This is a genomic window from Mesorhizobium sp. 128a (assembly GCF_053848025.1).
This window is the reverse complement of sequence record NZ_JBSPKY010000030.1, coordinates 1-22,864: the sequence shown is the minus strand read 5'-3', so window position 1 is coordinate 22,864 and position 22,864 is coordinate 1. Positions and strand designations below refer to the sequence as shown.

Sequence of the window (22,864 nt, the reverse complement as noted above, 5' to 3'; positions counted from 1 at the left end):
CTAACCCCGATCCTTCGCGAAAAAATCCGGGAAATCCTCGATCGCGGCGGCGATGATGCGCAGCGAGGCTGCGATCTGCAGCGTGTCGGCACTGCCGCTGCGCTCGCTCAGGCCGGCTGCATATTGCCGGGCGACAGCGACGGTCGCCGTCTGCGGGTCGCCGGGTGTGCGAAACAGCAGTTCACGCGCCAGGCCGCGCAGAAAATTGGTGATCGAAAGCGCGGTTTCGGAAGGAATGGCCGGGCTTTGCTGCGCGGCGCGCAACCGCAGGATTTCGAGGCCGACGGTGACGGCGGCGACGCCGCCGCCCAGGATGGCATCGCCTTTCCTGCCGGCATTCTGCAACAGCGGCATCAGCTGATTGATCCGGTCATAGGCCAGGCTCTCGAAGGCCGAGCGCCGCGGCACCCGCTCATGCAGGCAAAGCCGGGCCAAATCCTCGCGCATGGCGCGCACGATGCGGTTGGCCGCGAGCCATGGGTCGGCGGGCAGCACCACGATGAAGACGCCGATCGCCAGCAGGATGCCGACCAGCACCGACGCCGAGCCGGCGAAGAACGGGCCTGGAGCATAGGTCATCGCCTGGTGTGGGCTGAGGAAGGCGAGGAAATTGATGGCAAAGGCCGTCGCCACGCCGACAGTCCGCGGATTGGCCATGCCCAGCGCCGTCGGTATCAGGATCGGTACGACAAACAGCGTGAACCAGCCGAAGCCGGGCAGGGCAGGCAGCGCGACCTGGCCGACAAGGAAGGCAAAGGGCAAAGCGAGCAGCGTTCCCTTGAAGAAGCCCCAGGACACCTGCACGGGGTCTGGCCGCGCAGCGAAAAGACTGGAGACGACGGCAACGAGAATGAGGGTGCCGGCGGCGTCGGACCATTTCGTCGTCAGCCAGAAGGCGGCGACCGCCAGCGTGGCAAGGGCGGCGCGGATGGCATTGCGCGAAGCGCCGGGGTAGTCGCGATGCACCACCAGCGCTGGCGGCTGCCTGTTGCCCTGATCTGGGCGCGTCACTGGCGCGCGCAAAGCGTCGAGACCGCGCAGCACCTGCTTGAAGGCTTCGGCGAAATCGGCGGCGATGGTGAGGCGCGTTATGGTGCCGACCCGGTCGCTGCCTTGATCGGTCGAGGCGTCGGGCATTTGCCGGGCCTTGCCGGCGATCGCATCGAGCCGCGTCACCCATGGCGACGTGTCGTCGAGCGCTTCGGGCGTGGCTGCCAGTTCGCTGACCAACGACTGCAGTTCGGAGCGCACCGGAATGAGCGCGGCGTTTTTCGGCGCGGCGTGCGAATGCAGCGCGCGTGCCGCCGACAGCGCCGACAGAAGCTGGCCGATGGTGCGGCGCACCGGATGGGCGCGGGTGGCGAAGCTCGGCGCTTCGAGCCGGGCATAGGTGCGCATCTCGGCCAGCGTCTGGGCGTCGGCAACCAGCTTGCGGTGCAGGCCGGCCAGCGTCGCCGGGTCGCCGCCTGAAAAAGCGCCGCCGGCATAGGTGGCAAGGTCGACGATGCTACGCTTCAGCCGCGAAATGATCGCGTCGGCGGCCAGCTTGGGCAGGATCAGCCGGCTGGTCAGCCCGGCGCAGACGATGCCGAGCACGATCTCGGCGCAACGTGCGACAGCGAGATCGACGATCACATGCGGCTGGCCGAAGGCAGGGAGCCCGATGATCATCGCGGTATAGCCGGCAAGCGCTGCGCCATAGGCTTCCGGGTTGCGCAGCACCGACGAAACCAGCGTGCACAGCCCTATCCAGACGGACAGCGCCGTGACCAGAAGCCAGGGATTGGCACCGAAAACCGAGGTGATTCCGATCGCCGCAAGCCCACCCGCAAGAGTGCCGAGCAGCCGGTAAAAACCTTTCGCCAGCACCATGCCGGCGACCGGCTGGGCGACGATGAAAACCGTCATCATCGCCCATTGCGGGTGGTCGAGTTTCAGCGCGTAGGCAACGAGAAGCGCGATCAGACCGGCCGAGACGGTGCGCAGCGCGAAAATCCAGTCCGAGCGTGTCGGCTGCGTCAGGCCAGCCAAACTGGTTTCGAAGTAGCTCTTCAGCCGCGCCCAGATCACAAGCTGGTCTCCGTATCGGAAGCGCAGGCTAGACCGGCCGGCGCCTAGATATCCAGCACTTCCGTCTCGGCGAATTCGGCGCGTTCCTGGATGAAGCGGAAGCGCGCCTCGGGCTTGGTACCCATCAGCGCGTCGACCGTATCCTTTGTCGCGGCCACGGCATCGATCACATCGACCCTGAGCAGGGTACGCTTCCTCGGATCCATGGTGGTTTCCTTGAGCTGCGAGGCCATCATCTCGCCCAGGCCCTTGAAGCGACCGATTTCGACCTTGGCGCGGCCGGTGAATTCGGTGCGCAACAGCTCGTCCTTGTGCGCATCGTCACGGGCATAGGCGACCTTGCCGCCCTGCCGGATCGAATAGAGCGGCGGCACCGCCAGATAGAGATGGCCGCCATTCACCAGGTTTGGCATCTCCTGGTAGAAGAAGGTGATCAGCAGCGAGGCGATGTGGGCGCCGTCGACATCGGCGTCCGTCATGATGATTACGCGGTCGTAGCGCAAATCCTCGTCGCGATATTTCGAGCGCGTGCCGCAGCCGAGGGCCTGGATCAGGTCCGAGATCTGCTGGTTGGCGGCCAGCTTGTCGTTGCCGGCGCTGGCGACGTTGAGGATTTTGCCGCGCAGCGGCAGCACCGCCTGGCTGGCGCGGTCGCGCGCCTGTTTGGCCGAGCCGCCGGCCGAGTCGCCTTCGACGATGAACAACTCCGCGCCCGCTGCGGCGTTTTGCGTGCAGTCGGCGAGCTTGCCGGGCAGCCTGAGCTTGCGCACCGCGCTCTTGCGCGACACTTCCTTTTCCTGGCGCCGGCGCACGCGCTCGTCGGCGCGCGCGATCACCCATTCGAGCAGCTTCGACGCTTCCTGCGGATTGTCGGCCAGCCAGTGGTCGAAGGGATCGCGGATGGCGGTCTCGACAATGCGAATGGCCTCGATCGTCGCCAGCCTGTCCTTGGTCTGGCCGACGAATTCCGGCTCGCGGATGAACACCGACAACATTCCTGCTGCCGAGATCATGACGTCTTCGGAGGTGACGATCGAGGCGCGCTTGTTGCCGATGAGGTCGGCATAGGCGCGTAAGCCCCGCGTCAGCACGTTGCGGAAGCCGGCCTCATGCGTGCCGCCTTCGCCGGTCGGGATGGTGTTGCAGTAGGAATTGATGAAGCCGTCGCCACCGAACCAGGTCACCGCCCATTCGAGCGAGCCGTGGCCGCCCTGTTTCTCGCTCTTGCCGGCGAAGATTTCGCGCGTCACCTGGAAGTCGTCGCCGAGCGATGCCTTGAGGTAGTCCTTCAGGCCGCCCGGGAAATGGAACTCCGCCTTGGCCGGCGTCTGATCCTTTTCCTTGATCAGCGACGGATCGCAGCTCCAGCGGATTTCGACGCCGCCGAACAGATAGGCTTTCGAGCGCGTCATGCGGTAAAGCCGCGCCGGCTCGAAGGCGGCGCCCTTGCCAAAAATCTGCTCGTCAGGATGGAAGCGGATCCTAGTGCCGCGCCGGTTGTGCACTTCGCCGAGTTGCTCCAGCCCGCTCACCGGAACGCCACGGGAGAATCTTTGGCGGTAGAGCTGGCGACCTCGCGCGACCTCGACCTCGAGATGGTCGGACAGCGCATTGACGACGGAGACGCCGACGCCGTGCAGGCCGCCCGAGGTCTCATAAACCTTGGAGTCGAATTTGCCGCCCGAATGCAGCGTCGTCATGATGACTTCGAGCGCCGGCTTCTTGAATTTCGGATGCGGATCGACCGGGATGCCGCGGCCATTGTCGGTAACGGTCAGAAACCCGTCGGCCGAAAGCTCGACATCGATGAAGGTGGCATGGCCGGCGACCGCCTCGTCCATCGAATTGTCGATGACCTCGGCGAACAGATGGTGCATCGCCTTGTCGTCGGTGCCGCCAATATACATGCCCGGCCGGCGCCGGACCGGCTCCAGCCCTTCCAGCACTTCGATGTCGGCGGCGCTATAACCTTCGCTACCATCCTTGGTCGCAACAGCACGTTTCGTGGCCTGCACCAGTGGATCAGCCGGGCGCGCTGTTGTCCGGGTCGGTTGCGGCTGCTTTTCCAGATTGCCGAAAAGATCGTTGTTGTCGTCCATGCCTGCCATTGAATCCGGTGCCGCGAATCACCCGTCGATACTGCCACGCTTTTCAGCGCCAAGCGACGGAAGTTCCTGTTACGTTCGGGGATTTAACCCCTTCTTATCCTAAAACCTTTCGATAACCAAGCCGGCAGAAATAGGTCCGTTCGGACCGGCCGGGATTCCTGAATCTTTAACTATGCGGCCTAGCGTGGGCCTCAACAAACAAAAGACCACATGCGTCAGGGGTTTAGTTGTGAGGGGCAGGGCCATAACGATGATCGGCATCGCCGCCGTTTTCGGCGCGATCTCGATCTTTGCCGCGGATTTCTGGGTCAAGAGCCAGGCCAGGACCGATGCCGAGGAAAAGACGGCGGCGATCCCGGCGCCCGTGACCCCAAAAGTTGAGTTCAAGACCATTGTGGTGGCCAATGCGCCGCTGCGTTACGGCATGGAACTCGACCGCGCACAGCTCACCGAAATCCCGTGGTCGGAAGAATCCGTGCCCCAGGGCGCCTTCACCACCATCAATGCATTGCTCGCCGATGGCAGCCGCGTGGTGTTGTCGCCGATCGAGATCAACGAGCCGGTGCTGCTCAGCAAGCTGTCAGGCCCGAACGGCCGCGCGACGCTGTCCAACATGATGACGCCCGGAATGCGGGCGGTGACCATCCGCACCGACGAGATCGCCGGTGTCGGCGGCTTCGTAACGCCGGGCGATCGGGTCGACGTGGTGCTGACGCGCGACGCCGGCGAAATCCAGGAAGTGGCCAAGAACGCGCAAGGGGCGGCGGGCTCGACCGTTACCTCCGAGATCGTCGTCTCCGACGCCAAGGTGCTGACCGTCGGGCAGGGCGCCGACGAGCGCCAGACCACACCGCAGATCGCCAATTCCGTGACCATCGAGGTGACAACCGACGGCGCGCAGAAAGTGGCGCTCGCGCGCACCGTCGGCACCTTGTCGCTGTCGCTCCGCTCGTCCGCCGATGGCGGTGCCGCAAAGGACGGCGTCACCACAATCTCATCCTTCGGCGGCTCGGTCGCCTCCGGCGTCCAGGCGGCAGCCGGCGCGCTGTTCAGCGCCGCGGAGGAGCCGGAGAAGCCGAAATTCAAGACGGTCATCGTGACGCGCGGCACGCAGGCCGAGGAATACCAGGTTCCTGCGCGGGACCAGAAATAACTGCCGGTGGGGACCGGGCGAGGGACGGGACAATGTCTGACTTGAGTGCATATCGGATGACGACACGCGTGCGCGCCATGCGAGCGCTGGCCGTGGCGGCTTGTCTGGCCGCGGCCGGGATGCTCGGATTCAGCGCGCCGGCCCAGGCAGACAACGACATCGTCTATGTGTCGTCGACCAAGAATGCGTCGATCAAGGTTGCCAAGGGCAAGCCGAAGACGATCATGACCAATGCCGCCTTCTACCAGATCGTCATCGGCGATCCGGAGATCGCCAACGTCAATCCGCTGACCGACAAATCCTTCTATGTGCTGGGCAACAATCTCGGCACCACCGGCATCGCGCTGTTCGACGAGAACAAGCAGCTGGTCGGCACCGTCGACATCGAGGTGACGCTGGACACCGACCAGCTGGCCAGCACCATTCGCGCCAGCGTGCCGGACGCCAAGATCAAGGTCGGTTCGGCCAACGGCCGCGTCGTGCTGTCGGGCGAGGCGGACGACGCGGTCGCGGCCGAGAAGGCAAGCAAGATTGCCAGCCGCTTCTCCGGCAATGAGGAAGTGATCAATTCGGTCAACATCTCTTCTTCGCAGCAGGTTCAGCTCAACGTCCGCTTCGTCGAGATCAACCGCCAGGCCGGACAGGATCTCGGCGCCAAATACAGCGCCAATTTCGCTTACGGCCTTGGCGGGCGCGACGTCACCATCGAGCCTGGCGCGGTGCCGGCGGCGGGCAATGGCGAGATCATCGGCCGGCTGCTGTCGAACGGCCTGTCGATCGACGTCGCCATCAAGGCGCTGGAGGAGCGCGGTCTCGCCAGACGGCTGGCCGAGCCGAACCTGATCGCCCGTTCGGGCCAGACGGCAAGCTTCCTCGCCGGTGGCGAGTTCCCGATCCCGGTCTCCGAGGACAATGGCAAGATTTCCGTCAGCTACAAGAAATACGGCGTCAGCCTGGATTTCACACCGACTGTGCTGAAGGACGGGCTGGTGAGCCTCGACATCGCGCCGGAAGTATCTTCGATCGATGCCTCGGCCTCCTACAATATCGGTGAGATTTCGGTGCCGGGCTTTATCGTGCGCCGCGCCAGGACCTCGGTTGACCTGAAGAACGGCCAGAGCTTCATGATCGCCGGTCTGCTGCAATCGCAGAACGACATCACCACGTCGCGTCTTCCCGGCCTCGGCAAGCTGCCGGTGCTTGGTTCGCTGTTCTCCTCGAAATCCTATCAGCGGCGCGAGACGGATCTGGTGATCATCGTCACCCCCTATCTGGTCAAGCCGGTCGATCCGTCGAAGAAGTTGCTCGAGCCGACCGACGGCACGCAGCCGGCGAGCAATGTCGACTATTTCCTCAATAACACCGAGGAAGTGAAAGCGTCTGATGCCAACCGTGCAATGGCCATGGCCGGCGGCAGCACGGCGCAGCCGGCCCCGGTCACCACGGTCGGGCATTTCCTCGACCTGCCGAAGGATTGAAGCCATGCGTCTGGGACCATGCACTGCCCTGCTGCTCGCCGGCCTCGCCAGCGGTTGCACCAGCGATGACTATATCCGCAGCGAGGGGCCGACGACCGCCGCCGGCAACGCGCAAGCTGCCAATACGGCGATGCAGATGGTCGATCCCTGGAAGTACGGCGTCCAGAACACAAGGCTGCTGGTACCGGCGCAGCGCAGTGAGGCGGCGGTGAACGCCGCCGATCAGGCGGCGGGTGCCAAGGCCGTGCAACCAACGTCGACAACCGATTGATCTGCCTGGCGATTTTGACCGGGAATGACCTGACAGGCTGACAAAATGGCAAGCGGCATCAAGACCAAGAAAATCCTGCTGGTGTCCAGCGACCGGACCTTTGTACAGGATACGCGCACCGCCTTCGCGGCCTCCGAGGTGATCCAGCTTTCGACCGCCGAGAAGAACATTTCCGAGCTGCGCGGCGAGGTCCAGGAAGCCGATTTCGGCGCGCTCATCGTCGACATGGATGCGGCAAAGCTCGAAGAGATCGAGTCGCTGCAGCGGATCATGCGCCGGCTCGAAGGCCGCGTTCCGGTCGTCGTCGTCACCCAGGAATTCAACGCCGCGGCGGTGCGCATCCTGGTGCAGCTCCAGGTCGCCGATTTCCTGGTCAAGCCGATCACCACGGCCGATCTGGTGCGTTCGATCGTGCGCGCCCTGCAAGGACCGGGACGCGAGGAAAACACCGAGTCGCAGATCTATACCTTCATGCCGGCCGCGGGCGGCGTCGGCACCACGACGCTGGCGCTGCAGACCGCCTTCCAGCTGCATCATTCGGTGACGCGAGGCGCGTCGACCTGCGTGGTCGACCTCAATTTCCAGCAGGGCGCCTGCGCCGAATATCTCGACCTCGAACCGCGTTTCGACATCACCGAAATCGAGAACCAGCCCGAGCGCCTCGACCGCCAGCTGCTCGACGTCATGCTGTCCAAGCATGCGAGCGGGCTCTGCGTGCTGGCCGCGCCTACGCGTCCGTCGGAAATGCGGTCATTCAAGACCGATGTCGTGGTGCGCATGCTCGATCTTGTCTCGGCCTATTTCGACAATGTCGTCATCGACATGCCGCGCACCTGGTTCCCATGGACGGAGACGGTGCTGCTCGGCTCGAACAAGCTCTACATCGTCGCCGAAATGACGGTGCCGTGCCTGCGCCATACGCAGCGGCTGATCCAGGCGGTCTACGAGACGGCCGGCAAGGAAGTGAAGCCGAATGTCATCGTCAACCGGTTCGAGCAGAAGATGTTCGACAACGGCATCAAGCAGGCGGATGTCCAGGAAATCCTTGGCGAGCATTTCGTCGGTGGCATCTCCAACAATTACCGGCTGGTGCGTGAAGCGGTCGACCGCGGCGTGCCGCTGCACGAGATCGACCCGAACGCCAATGTCGTCAACGATCTGAAGAAGATCATCCTGCCGGAAGAAGCCGTCGCGACGCCGGAGAAATCACGCTCGCTGTTCGGCATCGGCAGGGGCCTCCTGAAGAGGAAAGCCGGATGACCAGCCGCTTCTCGACCCTGCAGAACCGTGACGCCCGCCCGCTCAAGCCGGCAGAAGCGCCGGTCGCGCATCATGCGGTGGTCATTCCGACGATCCGCAAGGCCTTGCCGCCGAAGCCAGATACAACACCGGGAAAAAGCGCCAACAAGGTGCTCGATGCCCGCGTGCGCATCCACCGTCTGCTGCTCGAAGAGATAAACCTTGTCGCGCTGGAGCGCCTGCCCAAGGATGAAATGCGCCGGCAGGTGCAGGAATTCGTGTCGGAAAAGACCCGCCAGGAGCGGATGGCGATCAACACCGTCGAACTCGAGTCACTGGTCGACGACATCGTCGACGAGATGGTCGGCCTCGGTCCGCTGGAACCTTTGCTCAAGGACCCCGACATCAACGATATCCTGATCAATGGCCACCAGAACTGCTTCGTCGAAAAGCGCGGCAAGCTGCAGCAGGTCCATATTCCTTTCAAGGACGAGGCGCACCTGTTGCGCATCATCAACAAGATCGTTGCCGCCGTTGGCCGCCGCGTCGATGAATCGCAGCCGATGGTCGACGCCCGCATGCTCGACGGCTCACGCTTCAATGCCGCCATCCGGCCGGTGGGCGTCGACGGGCCGCTGGTGTCGATCCGCAAGTTTTCCAAGAACAAGCTCGGCCTGCACAAGCTGGTCGAGTTCGGCGCCATCACGCAGAATATGGCCGAGGTGCTGGCCGCCGCTGTGCATGCCCGCAAGACCACCATCATCTCGGGCGGCACCGGCACCGGCAAGACGACCATGCTCAACGCATTGTCGGCCTTCATTCCCGAAGACGAACGGCTGATCACCATCGAGGACGCGGCCGAACTGCAATTGCAGCAGCCGCATGTCGCGCGCATGGAAACGCGCCCCGCCAACATCGAAGGTCATGGCGAGCTGAAGCAGCGCGACCTGGTCAAGAACGCACTGCGCATGCGCCCCGACCGCGTCATCCTCGGCGAGTGCCGCGGCGAGGAGGCCTTCGACATGCTGCAGGCGATGAACACCGGCCATGAAGGTTCGATGGCGACCATCCACGCCAACACGCCGCGCGACGCCATTTCACGCCTAGAGCAGATGCTGGGCATGACCGGCATGCCGATGACGGTGCAGTCGATCCGCAGCCAGATCGCCAGCGCGCTCGACCTCATTGTCCAGCTGACGCGTCTGTCCGACGGCAAGCGCAAGGTGACCAGCGTCGCCGAGGTGACCGGCATGGAAGGCGACGTCATCCAGATGCAGGAGATATTCCGCTTCGTGCGCACCGGCATGGAAGCCGACGGCACCATCCTCGGTCATTACGAGGCGACCGGCATTCGCCCGCGCTTTCTTGAGGATCTGCGCAATATGGGCATCGAATTCCCCGGCAAATATTTCGAACCTGGCCGGCCGCAGGAGTAGGCTTGTGTTCGAGAGTTTCAGCCCGATCTATGTCGTCTATGCCGCGGCAGCGCTGACTGGCATCATGATCGCCGAAGGCTGCTATCTGCTTTATGCCGGACGGAGCGACAAGCGCCTGGCCATCAACCGGCGCATGAAGCTGCAGGAAAACAAGATCAGCCAGGAACAGGTGCTGATCCAGCTGCGCAAGGAGCGCGGCCTGGACGCCGGCACGTCGCTGTTCTCGCCCGACCGCTTCCGCGCACTGCGCACGCAGTCGGGCATGGTGATGCCGTTGCCGAAGTTCCTGACGATCACCACGGGCGTGGCGCTGGCGATGATGCTCACCGCGCTCTGGTACGGCCTGCCGCTGCTGCTTGCCATCTTGCTGTTTGTGATGCTCGCGCCGCTGCTGCCGGTGCTGGTGCTGCGTTCCAAGCGTAACCGGCGGGTGAAGCGGTTCGGTGTGCAGTTGCCGGAGGCGCTGGAGCTGATCACGCGTGGCCTCAAGGCCGGGCATCCGGTTCCGGTGGCGATCTCCATGGTGTCGCGCGAGATGCCCGATCCGATCGGTACCGAGTTCGGCGTTGTCTCCGACGAGGTGACCTATGGCTCCGACCTGGTCTCGGCGCTGAATTCGCTGTTCGACCGGGTCGGCCAGGAGGATCTGCCGCTGTTCGTCACCGCGGTGTCGATCCAGACGAGTTCGGGCGGCAATCTGCGCGAGATCCTCGACGGGCTGTCTACGACCATCCGCGAACGTGGAAAGCTGCGCCGCAAGGTGCGCGCCATTTCGACCGAAGGCCGTATGTCGGCCTATATCCTGACGGCGGTGCCGGCGCTTTTGTTCGCCGCCATCATGGTGATGATGCCGCAATTCTATCAAAGCGTCTGGGGCGTGCCGAAGACCTGGTATCTGCTGGGCGGCTCGGTGACATGGCTGATGCTGGGCAACATCATCATGTTCAAGATGTCGAACTTCCGGTTCTAAGATGGAACACGTGATCCGGTTCCTCGCCTCGCTGGCGCCGACGTCACTGATGCCGGTGGCTGCGCTGCTCCTGGCATTGGGCGGTAGCGCGGTGGCATGGCCGCTGGTGGTGGCCAAAGGCGACCGCAACGATCTCAAGCGCCGGCTGAAGGTTGACGACAGCAAGGCTCCCGAACAGGTCGAGGCGGCGCCGAAGAAAAGCCAGAGCGTCGTGCGCGAGAAGGCGGTGAAGCGGGCGCAGGAGTTCTACGCCAAGAGCGATCCGGAAAATGTCGCCCGGCTGCGCATGAAGCTGATCCAGGCAGGCTATATGGAGCCGCGCGCCGTCGGCACGTTCTTCCTGATCCGCTTCGCCTGCCTCGTCGGCGCAGCGATCGGCGCGTTCCTGGTCAATCAGTGGATGGCGAGCGCCGATTCCACCGCGACCAGCCGCTGGGCCTTCATCATCCTGTCGGGAGCCGCCGGCTATTTCGTGCCCGGCCTGGTGCTCGGCCAGAAGGTGCGGGAAAAGATGCGCGAATACCGCAACGGCTTTCCCGACTTCATGGATTTGATGATCGTCTGCTCCGATGCCGGCATGAGCATGGAAGCCGGCATCGAGCGGGTCTCGAAGGAACTGGCCAAGACCTATCCGTCTCTCAGCCAAAACCTGCAACTGGTGTCGCTGGAACTGAGGGCTGGCCGTAGCCTCGACGATGCCTTGAAGGCGCTCGCCGATCGCCTCAGCCTGGACGAGGTGCGCTCGTTCGCAACGCTGCTGCAGCAGTCCAAGGAACTCGGCACCAGCCTCGCCGGGGCGTTGCGTGTGTTCTCCGACGAAATGCGCCACAAGCGCATGTCATTGGCTGAGGAAAAGGCACACGCCTTGCCGGCCAAGATGTCGGTGCCGGTGGTGGTGTGCATCCTGCCGGTGGTGCTGATGATCGCCGTCATCCCGATCATCGTCAAAATGACTGCCACGCAGTAGGATATTTCGATATTTGGAGGCGAACTCCTGCCGATGCGTCGCGTAGCGAGCGCCACCGCAATTTAGAACACATCGGAGGCGCTGGTGGTTAATGGCTGGTATGCCGGAAACCAAAATTTCAGCGCATTTCAGCACCGAAGCTTAATCGCTCTCCTGTACACATGATTTCCAGAGAATGACCCGGTAAATCGGGCGATTGGGGCCAGGGGCATGCGTCACAGAAGTTTCACGGCAATGGCCGCGCTAGCGGCCGTCCTGGTGGGCAGCGGCTGTACGACCGAGAACGTCGACAAGACCAAGACCACTTCGATCCAACCAACGGCGAAGGACGTCAGCACGTCCGACCTGGCGCAAGGCAAGGCACAGTTCCGCGAGGCCAATTATGGCCTTGCCGAACAGCATTTCCGCAAGGCGGTGGAGCTGAAGGCCGACAGTGCCGAGGGATGGATGGGGCTCGCCGCCTCCTATGATGAGCTCGGCCGCTTCGACTTCGCCGACCGTGCCTACGACCAGCTGTTGAAGGTTGCCGGCCGCAAGCCGCAGATCGTCAACAATATGGGCTATTCGCAGCTGCTGCGCGGCAACAAGAAGAAGGCGAGGGCCTTGCTTTTGGAAGCCAGGGCCGGCATGGCCGACCCGACCGTGGTCAACGCCAATCTGGCGCTGCTCAACAAGGGGTGAGGCTCCGCAACCGGGGTTTGCGGTATCGGCCGCGATCTATCGACGGTTTGTAAACCCTGTCGGAAAGTTGCACTGGAAGCCTGGCCAAAAACGGTATCTCGACGCGACCTCTCGCCTATGATGCGGCGCAACCGACGATCCCTGAAGGCTGTCGTTCACCCATGCTTGATTTCAGTTCGCTCCTGCTGGCAGCCGCGCTGTCAGGCACATGCCTGAGCATTACCATGTTTGGGATCTGGTTCACGGCGCCGCGCGCACGTTTCGTGTTGACGGTAGCGTGCGGCATTCTGGTGCTTGTCGCCCACGTCATCGTCTTTTGGCGCTACACCAGGGAGCCCAGCCCCTTGCTTTGCCAGGCGGCCCTGGCGCTGCTCTGCCTCGGTTTCCTGACCCTCTCGCTTTCGGCCATGCAGTATCTCGGCGTGCGCAATCACAGCCGCGCCGTCCTGCCGACCCTGCTTGCAATGGCGGTCTGTGCAGGCGTGACCTATCTCGGCTTCGACGGTGTCGGCCTCATCCTCACCTATACGACGGCAACAGGGCTGCTCGCCTCGATCGGGGTGATGTTCTGGATCAAGGGCGGTCATGATCGCGGCATTCTGCTGGTCGTTTCGGCCTTGAGCGGCGTCTGTGGTCTGTCCTTCGGGCTCTGCGGCGCGGTGCTTCTGGTCAAGGGCCAGTGGGTGCTTGGCGTTGCGCCCGACAATTGGGCCGAGCGATTGAATTCCGTCGTCGCGGTCGCCTGCATGACGGCGCTCGGCGCGCTGACGCTGTCGCTGCACCATTTGCAGGCGCAGATCGAGTTGAAGGCCGAGACCTTGACCGACCCGCTGACCGGCCTGATGAACCGGCGGGCCTTGAATTCGCTCTATGGCGAGCGCGTCTTCGGTCCGTTCATGTCGGTCGCCATGTTCGACCTCGATCATTTCAAGCGGACCAACGATGTCTATGGCCATCCGGTCGGCGACCGGGTGCTGTGCCGCTTCGCCGCAATCATCAGGAAGTATGACAGGGGCGGCGTCGACGCCTTCCGGCTGGGCGGCGAGGAGTTTGCGCTGGTCATGTCGCGGATGACTGAGGACAAGGCCTACGATCTCGCCAGCAAGATCGGCGTCGCTTTCGGTACGGAAGTGGTGCCTACGCCGCGCGGTCCCCTGCGCAGCAGCGTCAGCGGCGGCATCGGCTTCGGCGAAGAGGGCGGCAGCAGCCTCGACGACGTGCTGGCCGAGGCCGACAAGGCGCTATACGCCGCCAAGCACGCCGGGCGAAACCGCGTGCTTGTCCACGACCGTGTGAGCAAGGCCGACGGGCCGGCCTTGCGTTCTGCCTGACAAGCCAGAGTGTTACTCGGCGGCGCCGAGATATTCCGACAGCGGCGGGCAGGAGCAGACGAGGTTGCGGTCGCCGGCGACATTGTCGATGCGGGAGACCGGCGGCCAGTATTTGGCTGCTGTATCCACGTCACCGGCGGGGTAGGCCGCTTCCAGCCGCGAATAGGGGTGGGCCCACTGGCCGGCCAGCGTTTCGGCCGCCGTGTGCGGGGCATTGACCAGCGGGTTGTCCTCGAGCGGCCATTCACCCTTCGCCACCTTCGCGGCCTCGCCGGCAATGGCAATCATCGCCTCGCAGAACCGGTCCAGCTCGCGCTTGGGTTCGGACTCGGTCGGCTCGACCATCAGCGTGCCAGCGACCGGGAACGACATGGTCGGCGCATGGAAGCCGTAGTCGATCAGGCGCTTGGCGATATCATCGACACTGATGCCGGCGCTCTCCTTGAGCACGCGGGTGTCGAGGATGCATTCATGCGCGATGCGATCGTGCCTGCCCTTGTAGAGAAGCGGGAAATACGGCGCGAGGCGCGTCGCCACGTAGTTGGCCGAGATGATGGCCGTCTCCGTCGCCTGCTTCAGGCCGGCGGCGCCCATCATGCGAATGTACATCCATGTGATCGGCAGGATGGAAGCGCTGCCGAACGGTGCTGCCGACACGGCATGCGCCGAACCTTCGGTGACATGGCCCGGCAGATAAGGCTGGAGATGCGCCTTGACGCCGATCGGGCCGACGCCCGGACCGCCGCCGCCATGCGGGATGCAGAAGGTCTTGTGCAGGTTCATGTGGCAGACATCCGCGCCGATGTCGGCGGGCCGCGCCAGCGCGACCAGCGCGTTGAGGTTGGCGCCATCGAAATAGACCTGGCCGCCATGCTCATGGATGAGGGCGCACAGGTGCCGCGCGCCTTCCTCGTAGACGCCGTGTGTCGAGGGATAGGTGAACATCAGCGCCGCGAGGTTCTTCGAGTGCTCGTTGGCCTTGGCCCGCATATCGTCCATGTCGATATTGCCGTCCTCCAGGCAGCGCACGACGACCACACTCATGCCGGCCATGGCCGCACTGGCCGGATTGGTGCCATGCGCGGACTGCGGGATCAGGCAGATGGTGCGATGGCCTTCGCCGCGCGCGCGGTGATAGGCACGGATGGCGAGCAGGCCGGCATATTCGCCCTGGCTGCCGGCATTGGGCTGCAGGCTGACGGCGTCGAAGCCTGTGATCTCCGACAGCCATCCCTCGAGTTCGCCGACCATGGCGCGATAACCGGCCGAATGGCTGGCCGGCGCGAAGGGGTGCAGGTTGGCGACGCTCGGCCAGCTCACCGGCATCATTTCGGCCGCAGCGTTGAGCTTCATGGTGCAGGATCCCAGCGGGATCATGGTGCGGTCGAGCGCCAAATCCTTGTCGGCCAGTCGGCGCAGCAGGCGCATCATGTCGGTCTCGGAGTGGTTCTCGCGGAAAACCGGCTGGGTCAAAAACGCCTTGCCGCGTGGCTTGCCGGGCATCGAGCCGGCGTCGGCAGCAGCTGGCTTGGCCCCGAACAGGTCGGCGATCGCCTCGAGGTCTGCCTCGGTCGAGGTCTCGTCGAAGGCGATGCTGACGCGGTCGGCATCGATTACACGCAGCAGCCGCCCACCCTTTTCGGCCGAGGTCGCGATCGAAGCTGCCTTGCCCTTCACCTCGGCCGTCACCGTGTCGAAGCGGCTTGAGCCGAGCACGGAAACACCTGATGCCTTCAGACCTGCCGCAAGACGATTGGCCAGTTCATGGATGCGCCCAGCGATGGCTTGCAGTCCGGCCGGGCCATGCCAGATCGCATAGGCCGTCGCCATGTTGGCGAGCAGCGCCTGCGCGGTGCAGATGTTGGAGGTCGCTTTGTCGCGGCGGATATGCTGTTCGCGTGTCTGCAGGGCGAGACGATAGCCCGGGCGGCCCTGGCTGTCGGTGGACTGGCCAACGAGGCGGCCAGGCATCAGCCGAGTCAATTTGTCGGAGACGGCGCAATAGGCGGCATGCGGGCCGCCAAAGCCCATCGGCACGCCAAAGCGCTGCATCGGGCCGACGGCAATGTCGGCGCCGAGCTTGCCCGGCGCATCGGTCAGCGTGAGCGCAAGCGGATCGGCGATGAAGACGACCACCGCGCCGGTGGCGCGGGCCTTATCGATCGCCGCCTTGTGGTCGCCGTAGACGCCAAACGTGTCCGGCCAGGAGACAAGCAGGGCAGCAGTGTTGTCGTCGATGGTTTCGCCGTCGATCTCGATGCCGAGCGGCTCGGCGCGGGTGCGCACCACGTCCAGCGTCTGTGGGTGCGGCGTACCGGCGAGCGCCACTTTGGTGCGCTTGTCGCGGTGATAGCGCAAGGCGATGCCGACCGCTTCGGCGACCGCAGTCGCTTCATCGAGCAGCGAGGCCGATGCCACCGGCAGTCCGGTCAGTTCGGTGACCAGGGTCTGGAAGTTGAACAGCATTTCCAGCCGTCCCTGGCTGATCTCGGCCTGATAGGGCGTGTAGGCGGTGTACCAGGCCGGGTTCTCGAACAGATTGCGCTGGATGACCGGCGGCACGTGGACACCGTGGTAACCGGCGCCGATGAAGCTCTTCAGCACTGTGTTTTTTGCCATTGTCGCCGACAATTCGGCCAGCGCTTCGGCTTCGCTGGCCGGCGCGGGCAGGGTCAACGGCAGGTCGAGGCGGATCGACTGTGGCACAGCCTGGCTGATCAGCGTCTCGACTGAGGGAACGCCGATCACGGCAAGCATGGCTCTGACATCATTGACATCAGGACCGATGTGGCGGGCCGAGAAGGGGATAAGTGCTGCGGTCATGGCAATAGGTCCTGATATCAACCGATATGGGCTTTGTAGGCGGCCTCATCCATGAGGCCGGCGAGCTGGCCTTCGTCGGCGAGCTTCATCTTCCACAACCAGCCGTCGCCGGTCGCTGCCGAGTTGACCAGCGACGGGTCGGACGACAGCGTGCCGTTGGCGTCGGTGATCTCGCCATCGACCGGGGCATAGACGTCGGAGGCCGCCTTGACGGATTCGACGACCACGGCGGTATCGCCCTTGCTCAGCTTCGTGCCGATTTGAGGCAGTTCGACGAAGACGAGATCGCCGAGCTGTTCCTGCGCATAGTCGGTGATCCCGACGGTGGCGATGCCGCCCTCGACGCTCAGCCATTCATGATCTGCGGTGAAATAGGTTTTTGCCATCGGGATTATCCTTTGCGGTAGCGATGAGGAGTGAAGGGCAAGGAACTGATATCAATCGGTATTTTTGTCCCGCGAACATCGGCGAAGAGTTTCGTGCCAGGCTTGGCCAATGCCGTTGTGGCATAGCCCATGGCGACGGGATGGCTCGCCGAAGGGCCGAAGCCGCCCGAGGTGACGTGGCCGGCCGGATTGCCGTCGGCATCGAACAGGGCAGCACCGGCGCGCACCGGCTGGCGGCCGTCCGGCTTCAGGCCGACGCGCTTTTGCGACGGGCCACGCTCGAGGACTGCCCGCAAGGCATCGGCGCCGATGAAGGAACCGGTCGCTCTGATATCCTTGGGGATTGCCCACATCAGGCCGGCGCTGGCCGGATCGATCTCCGGCGTGATGTCCTGGCCATGCAGGCAGAGGCCGGCTTCCAGCCGCAGCGAGTCGCGGGCGGCGAGGCCGATCCACAGCACGCGCTCATCCTCGACCAGTTTCGCGACCAAGGCGCGCGCATCCGCTTCCGGCAGGCCGATCTCGAAGCCGTCCTCGCCGGTATAGCCGGAGCGGCTCATGAACCAGTTCTGCTTCGGCTCGATGCCGTGCATGAACAGCAGCGAGCCGGTCTCGATGCCGGCGCGGGAGAGGGCGGCCCAGGCTTCCGGCCCCTGGATGGCGAGAAAGACGCGGTCGAGCGCATCGACCGTCACATCGAAATCCGCCGCCAGCGTGCGCAGATGCTTTTCGTCCTCGACAGCATTGCCGGCATTGGCGACCACCATGAACCTGGTATCGCCGAGGCGGGTGACGATCAGATCGTCGATGATCCCGGCGGCCTCATTGAGGAAGAAAGTGTATTTGGACTGGGAAATGTCGAGCGCGCCGGCATCGAGCGGGCAGGCGCGGTTGAGAAGTGCCGCAGCGCCCGGTCCGCTGACCTCGAACAGCTTCATGTGCGAAATATCGAACAGGCCGGCATGTTCGCGGGTGTGAAGGTGCTCCTTCATGACGCCGGCCGGATAGGTCAGCGGCATCGACCAGCCGGCAAAGGCGCCGAAGCGCGCGCCGGCGGCAGTGTGCAGATCCTCGAGGGGAAGGTGCTTGGTGTCGTCGCCCGTCATGTCATCTCCAGAGTCGCACGCAATCGGCCGCTGCTGGCGACCAGTCCGTGCCCCTCTGTCTGAAGCCTGAGAGACTCGCGCAACCGGAACTCTGTCGGCGACGCTTACACCTTCGGCGCGGGGGCAAGCCCCGACTTTCCAGAGTGTCTTTCCCGTCTACGGTTCTTTTGCCTGAGAGATTTCGGGCGATTTCCCCTTCGGCGGCAGCTTGCGCTGCTCTCTCCCGCAAACAGGTAGGACTCAGTTACCTAAATCCTCGACGCGCCATCCATAGCTTGTCGGCGACACCTTGTCACCTGTCAGCGACATCTTCCTGACAAGTCTTCGCTAACCACGCCGTTTGCCGGTTTTTCAAGACACTGCTGATAGAACGGGTTGAGATGACGCTTGGCGACCGGCAGCAGCCGACGGGGGCGAAATGGGCGAACTGATCATGAGCGCAACGGTGGCAGGGCTGATTTCGAAAAACCGCATCGCGGCCGAGGACGTGCTGATGCTACGCCGCGACGTGTTCGGGGACGGCGTGGTGAGCCGCGGCGAGGCCGAGGCGCTGTTTGCGCTCGACGCGACGGCGAAATACAAATGCCAGGAATGGCCGCCCTTCTTCGTCGAGGCCGTCACCGATTACATCGTCCACCAGGAAAAGCCTGCCGGCTATATCTCGGAGGACAATGCCAACTGGCTGGTGAGCACCATCTCGCGTGACGGCATGGTCGACAGCCTGACCGAGCTTGAGTTGCTGGTGCATGTGCTGGAGAGGGCGAAATCGTCGCCTGGCCGGCTGTCCGCCTATGCGCTGGAGCAGGTCGCCCATGCGGTGGTCGACGGCAAGGGGCCGCTGATTTCAGGCGCTGCGCTGGTTCCCGGGCTGGTCGCCAAGGCCGAGGTCGATCTGTTGCGCCGCATCCTCCATGCCTATGGCGGCGACGGCAACATCGCCATCACCCGCGCCGAGGCGGAAGTGCTGTTCAGGATCAACGAGCAGACTGCGGCGGGCGACAATGATCCGTCCTGGAACGAGCTGTTCGTCAAGGCGCTCGCCAATTTCGTCATGTGTTCGGCCGGCTACGAGGCGCCGACGCGCGAGGCTGCCTTGCGCCGTGACAGTTTCTTCGAACAGGCCGAGCCTGAGATTGGCGGCTTTTTCAGCCGCATGGTGTCGGGCGGGCTCGCCGGCATCATGGAAGCCTATCGCTCGCCCGGTGATATCGAGGCCGAGTGGGAATCGAAGAACCGGGCCGCCGAGGCGCTCGCCCGCCGCGCCGAGACGATCGATGCCGGCGAGGCGAAATGGCTGGCCGAGCGCATCGGGACCGACCGTCCGCTGCATGACAATGAGCGTGCGTTGCTGACGCTGATCAAGCACGCTTCGCCGGAGATCCATCCGGCGCTGAAGCCGCTGCTCGACAAGGTTGCCTGACCGGGAAGCGTCGCCGCTGGATTTGGCAGGCCGGAAAATAGCTATCTGTTTCGAAAGGGTCCAGTCGGCTCGTGGCCTTCCACGGGCCGATCGGCATTTGCGGCGTGACGTTCAGATACCGCCATACCAGTCGTAGCCATTGTCTTCCCAGTAGCCGCCGCGGCCGCCACCGACATTGGCGAAACTGTCGACCAACTCGATCTTGTATAGGTATTTCGGCATCTTGTAGCCGAGCTGGCGTTCGACGCGGACGCGCAGCGGCGCGCCGTTCTCGACCGGCAGCGGCTTGCCGTTGACGCCGTAGGCCAGAATCGTCTGCGGATGGCGAGCATCGATCAGGTCGATGGTGCCGTAATATTTGATCTCGCCGGAGAGAGAACGGTCGATCGTGTCGAGGCAGTGGAACATGACGTAGCGCGCCTCAGGCTTGACCACCGCCTGGTCGAGAACCAGCGACAGCGGCGTTCCGGTCCATTTGGCAATGCAGCTCCAGCCTTCGACGCAATCATGCCTGGTGATCTGGGTGCGGCTCGGCATGTTCTGCAGCTGCTCGCGGCTCAGCGACAACGGCTTTTCGACCAGTCCCGTCACCTCCAGCCGCCAGTCGGCGAAATTGTTGGCGAGCAGGTCTTTGTAGGTGTCGTCGTCGGGAGCGGTGACGCCATTCGGCCGCTGCGGCTGGCGGATGTCAGCCTCGGTGAATTCCGGCGCCAGCGCGTCGCGGCCGGCAAGCCAGCGCTGCGCGCGATAGGTCAGGCCGTTGGCATTTTCGAGGAAGCTGCGCAGGCCGTCGCCCATGCCGAGCTGGCTGTCGAACGCATCGCAGCCCGACAGCATGATGCCGGAAACGCCGAGGCTGGCGCCGGTCAGGAACTTTCTGCGGCTGATCTGGAATTTGGCCATGTCAGGCGCTCCTCTTCGAGGCTTCGTTGCCGTGCGCCGGCGGGTCCGTGCGGTACCAGCCGGTGATGATCGAGCGCAGTTCGTTGATGGGGCCGGCAGCGAGGATCATCAGCATGTGGATGATGAAAAACCCGACCAGCAGCACCATCACCGTGAAATGGATGGTGCGCGCCGTCTGCCGGCCGCCGAGCACCTCGTTGAGCCAGGGCAGTACCGAATTCATGCTTGGCGACATGGCAAGGCCGGTGATGATCATCAGCGGCAACAGCACGAACAGCACACCGCCATAGGCCATTTTCTGCAGCGTGTTGTATTCGCGCGTGTGGTGGAACCTGAGCTTGGCGTGGTCGATAATGTCCTGCGGCAGCCGCTTGAGATCGTCCAGTCGCGGCGCCAGATCGCGGCGCAGATGGCCGTTGGCCAGGCTGGCGACCAGCCAGACGACCAAAGTGGTGGTCAGTATCCAGGCGAAGAAGAAATGCACGACGCGGGCGGTGCCGAGGTCGTAGTAGGACGGGATCGTCGCCCAGGACGGGAAGGCGCGCGAGGTTTCCTGACCGGCCGGGCCCGACCAGCCGAGCACGCCGGTGGTGTCGAAGCGATGGCCGAAGATTTCGGTGTAGCCGCGCGGCCCGGTCGCGGTGTTCTCGGCGCCGATGGCAAAGACAGTGTTGTTGTAGCCGAAGCCCGACTGTTTACCGATATAGAGCTGCGGGCGGGCGCCGAAGATCTGCAGGCCGGACAAGAGCATGAAGAACAGCGAAATGGCCCACAGCCAGTGCGTCAGACGCGTCCAGCGCGATTGCCGATAGATGAGCGTCGTATCCTTCGGAGCGGCGCTATCGGCGCCAGTCTGGCTCATGGCAACGGTATTCATCCTTTTCCTTGCCTTTCGTCTGCGCGATCCTGGCATGGCCGCGCTCGTCCTTTCCTTCCAATACGTCGCTATCGAAAGCGATGTTTCATGCGATCACGTTTTTATTACGGGCGCGGATTGCTATGGGTTGCCGAGACTGACCGCGAGATTGACGACGGCGGCGACGATGACCGTGTTGAAGAAGAACGACAGAATCGAGTGGACAAGCACGACGCGGCGCATGTGGGAGGTCGTGATCGCCGTGTCTGCGGTCTGTGCCGTCATGCCGATCACCGTGGCGAAATAGAGGAAATCCCAGCCCTCTGGCCGTTTGCTGCCGGGAAAATCGAGGCCGCCGACCGGCATTTTCTTCCTGGTTTCGGTATCGATTGCGTCGCCGTCCATCCAGTAGACGTGGGCATAGTGGAGTGCGGCCATGGCATGGATCGTGAACCAGCCAAGCGGGATTGACAGCATCGCGATACCCAACTCGAAGGGGTCGCGGTCCTTGTGGTTGATCAGCAGGAACAACAGGATAATGGCGATGCCGACGACGCCGAGCGTGATGGCAAAGATGCCCAGCACCGGCAGGTCGACCTCGCGCGCGTTCTTGCTGAGATAGCGGCCAGACAGCAGCGGCATCTTGGCGATGACCAGCGCAATGAAGACGACGAAGAAGGCGTCGGCGGCAATCGAAATCGAATAGGCAAGCGGTGCGCCCGCGATCAGCGCGATCGCCAGCGCCGGCAGGCCGACACAGGCCGACACCAGGAATTGCTTGTGCCGGTGCAGCGGGTTTGTGATCGGGATGTCTGTCGCCATGGCCCGGCCCCTGGTGCCGTTTCTAGCCCGGTGTGACGGATTTCAGCGCGCGCCGCAAGATGCGGTCGAGCTCGCCCAGGAAGCGCGAACGGTCCTGCGGCGCGAAGCTGGCATTGTAGCCCTTGCTCTCGCCGGTCTCGCGCAAATGCTGCTTCAGGTCGCGCATCGCCACCGCCATGCCGATGGTTTCAGGCGTGAACGGCCGCCCGGTCGGCCCAATCACATGGGCGCCCAGCGCCACCGCGCGGGCGGCAAGCGGGATGTCGGCTGTGATCACGATGTCGTTGGATTTCGCGTTGTCCACAATCCAGTCGTCAGCGGCGTCGGCTCCCTTGGAGACGACGACGTTGCGGATCATCGGGTCGCGAGAGGGGCGCAGCCCACCATTGGAGACGTATGTGACGACGACGCCATGGCGCTCGGCGACCTTTTCGACCTCGGCTTTCACCGGGCAGGCGTCGGCGTCGACGTAGATGGCGGGTGCAGGCATTGTCTCTCCGAAACGAACATGGGGCCGGCATGTTACCCGGCCCCATGCCAGAAATCTCTTACTGTCAGGCCGGCAGCGCGCCGGACTTCTTCGCCGTCCACGTGGCGATATAATCCATCAGGCCGGGATTGAGGCAGTCATAGGGTTCGAGCCCGATCGACTTCAACTGGGAGCGAATGCCGTCCATGCGCTTCGGATCGACACCGGATTCGATGATCGATGAGACGAAAGCGGTGAAGCCGGGCGGTGACCAGCCATCTTCCTCAAAACGCTCGGGATGGATGAAAGACAGGCCCTTGAACGGATGGTCGCGTTCGACCGGGCCGTGCATGTGGACGCCGCAGCCGGTGCAGG

The 22,864-nt window shown here is 63.8% G+C and carries 19 protein-coding genes, 1 pseudogene and 1 riboswitch; of the genes and pseudogenes, 10 read left to right on the top strand and 10 right to left on the bottom strand.

Annotation, left to right across the window (positions count from 1 at the left end):
• Positions 1-2,070, bottom strand: a complete 2,070-nt coding sequence (locus tag ACWTU9_RS30460; protein WP_455861552.1) for an FUSC family protein — start codon at positions 2,068-2,070, stop codon at positions 1-3.
• Positions 2,071-2,114: 44 nt separating this feature from the next.
• The gene (gene parE / locus ACWTU9_RS30455) at positions 2,115-4,169 is read right to left on the bottom strand and encodes a DNA topoisomerase IV subunit B (protein WP_455861551.1); all 2,055 of its coding nucleotides are present in this window, start codon (positions 4,167-4,169) and stop codon (positions 2,115-2,117) included.
• Between the two features lie 259 nt (positions 4,170-4,428).
• Between parE and cpaB the strand changes: the two genes are divergently transcribed.
• The 9 genes from cpaB (at position 4,429) to ACWTU9_RS30410 (ending at position 13,704) form a co-directional block, all read left to right on the top strand.
• The gene (gene cpaB / locus ACWTU9_RS30450) at positions 4,429-5,331 is read left to right on the top strand and encodes a Flp pilus assembly protein CpaB (RefSeq protein ID WP_455861550.1); all 903 of its coding nucleotides are present in this window, start codon (positions 4,429-4,431) and stop codon (positions 5,329-5,331) included.
• Between the two features lie 32 nt (positions 5,332-5,363).
• Positions 5,364-6,809 carry a type II and III secretion system protein family protein gene (locus tag ACWTU9_RS30445; protein WP_455861549.1) on the top strand — a complete coding sequence of 482 codons (1,446 nt, stop codon included), beginning with the start codon at positions 5,364-5,366 and terminating at the stop codon, positions 6,807-6,809.
• A gap of 4 nt (positions 6,810-6,813) precedes the next feature.
• On the top strand, positions 6,814-7,080 hold the full coding sequence (locus ACWTU9_RS30440) for a hypothetical protein (RefSeq protein ID WP_454574146.1): 267 nt from the start codon (positions 6,814-6,816) through the stop codon (positions 7,078-7,080).
• A 45-nt stretch (positions 7,081-7,125) separates the two neighbouring features.
• On the top strand, positions 7,126-8,340 hold the full coding sequence (locus tag ACWTU9_RS30435) for an AAA family ATPase (protein ID WP_455861548.1): 1,215 nt from the start codon (positions 7,126-7,128) through the stop codon (positions 8,338-8,340).
• Positions 8,337-9,755 (top strand): CpaF family protein, encoded by a 1,419-nt coding sequence (locus ACWTU9_RS30430; RefSeq protein ID WP_454574144.1) that lies wholly within the window; start codon positions 8,337-8,339, stop codon positions 9,753-9,755. The genes ACWTU9_RS30435 and ACWTU9_RS30430 overlap by 4 nt, the downstream gene beginning before the upstream one ends.
• Positions 9,756-9,759: 4 nt before the next feature.
• Positions 9,760-10,725 (top strand): type II secretion system F family protein, encoded by a 966-nt coding sequence (locus tag ACWTU9_RS30425; RefSeq protein ID WP_455861547.1) that lies wholly within the window; start codon positions 9,760-9,762, stop codon positions 10,723-10,725.
• 1 nt (position 10,726) lies between these two features.
• Positions 10,727-11,692 (top strand): type II secretion system F family protein, encoded by a 966-nt coding sequence (locus ACWTU9_RS30420; protein ID WP_455861546.1) that lies wholly within the window; start codon positions 10,727-10,729, stop codon positions 11,690-11,692.
• A gap of 210 nt (positions 11,693-11,902) precedes the next feature.
• The gene (locus ACWTU9_RS30415; RefSeq protein WP_455861545.1) at positions 11,903-12,373 is read left to right on the top strand and encodes a hypothetical protein; all 471 of its coding nucleotides are present in this window, start codon (positions 11,903-11,905) and stop codon (positions 12,371-12,373) included.
• A 224-nt stretch (positions 12,374-12,597) separates the two neighbouring features.
• Positions 12,598-13,704, top strand: coding sequence for a GGDEF domain-containing protein (locus ACWTU9_RS30410; protein ID WP_455861544.1), 1,107 nt, complete (start codon positions 12,598-12,600; stop codon positions 13,702-13,704).
• Between the two features lie 12 nt (positions 13,705-13,716).
• Here the strand turns inward: ACWTU9_RS30410 and gcvP are convergent, their stop codons facing one another.
• Genes gcvP through gcvT form a run of 3 tightly spaced genes read right to left on the bottom strand, consistent with a single transcriptional unit; the run spans position 13,717 to position 18,019 of the window.
• The gene (gene gcvP, locus ACWTU9_RS30405) at positions 13,717-16,527 is read right to left on the bottom strand and encodes an aminomethyl-transferring glycine dehydrogenase (protein ID WP_455861543.1); all 2,811 of its coding nucleotides are present in this window, start codon (positions 16,525-16,527) and stop codon (positions 13,717-13,719) included.
• Between the two features lie 17 nt (positions 16,528-16,544).
• On the bottom strand, positions 16,545-16,913 hold the full coding sequence (gene gcvH / locus ACWTU9_RS30400; protein WP_454574138.1) for a glycine cleavage system protein GcvH: 369 nt from the start codon (positions 16,911-16,913) through the stop codon (positions 16,545-16,547).
• Between the two features lie 5 nt (positions 16,914-16,918).
• On the bottom strand, positions 16,919-18,019 hold the full coding sequence (gene gcvT, locus ACWTU9_RS30395; RefSeq protein WP_455861542.1) for a glycine cleavage system aminomethyltransferase GcvT: 1,101 nt from the start codon (positions 18,017-18,019) through the stop codon (positions 16,919-16,921).
• Positions 18,020-18,168: 149 nt separating this feature from the next.
• Positions 18,169-18,255: riboswitch (glycine riboswitch) on the bottom strand.
• Between the two features lie 182 nt (positions 18,256-18,437).
• Between gcvT and ACWTU9_RS30390 the strand changes: the two genes are divergently transcribed.
• Positions 18,438-19,439: a hypothetical protein gene (locus ACWTU9_RS30390; RefSeq protein ID WP_455861541.1), complete on the top strand. Its 1,002-nt coding sequence runs from the start codon at positions 18,438-18,440 to the stop codon at positions 19,437-19,439.
• A gap of 111 nt (positions 19,440-19,550) precedes the next feature.
• On the opposite strand, the gene ACWTU9_RS30385 is transcribed toward ACWTU9_RS30390, so the two are convergent.
• The 5 genes and pseudogenes from ACWTU9_RS30385 to ACWTU9_RS30365 all read right to left on the bottom strand — a co-directional run.
• Positions 19,551-20,342, bottom strand: coding sequence for a molybdopterin-binding protein (locus tag ACWTU9_RS30385; RefSeq protein ID WP_455861540.1), 792 nt, complete (start codon positions 20,340-20,342; stop codon positions 19,551-19,553).
• Position 20,343: 1 nt separating this feature from the next.
• Entirely contained in the window at positions 20,344-21,219 is an 876-nt protein-coding gene (locus ACWTU9_RS30380) for a cytochrome b/b6 domain-containing protein (protein WP_455861539.1), read from the bottom strand.
• A gap of 120 nt (positions 21,220-21,339) precedes the next feature.
• Positions 21,340-22,020, bottom strand: coding sequence for a DUF1345 domain-containing protein (locus ACWTU9_RS30375; RefSeq protein WP_455861538.1), 681 nt, complete (start codon positions 22,018-22,020; stop codon positions 21,340-21,342).
• A 22-nt stretch (positions 22,021-22,042) separates the two neighbouring features.
• Positions 22,043-22,510: a YaiI/YqxD family protein gene (locus ACWTU9_RS30370; RefSeq protein ID WP_455861537.1), complete on the bottom strand. Its 468-nt coding sequence runs from the start codon at positions 22,508-22,510 to the stop codon at positions 22,043-22,045.
• A 64-nt stretch (positions 22,511-22,574) separates the two neighbouring features.
• A pseudogene (locus tag ACWTU9_RS30365) lies at positions 22,575-22,864 on the bottom strand (S-(hydroxymethyl)glutathione synthase); the annotation flags it as partial.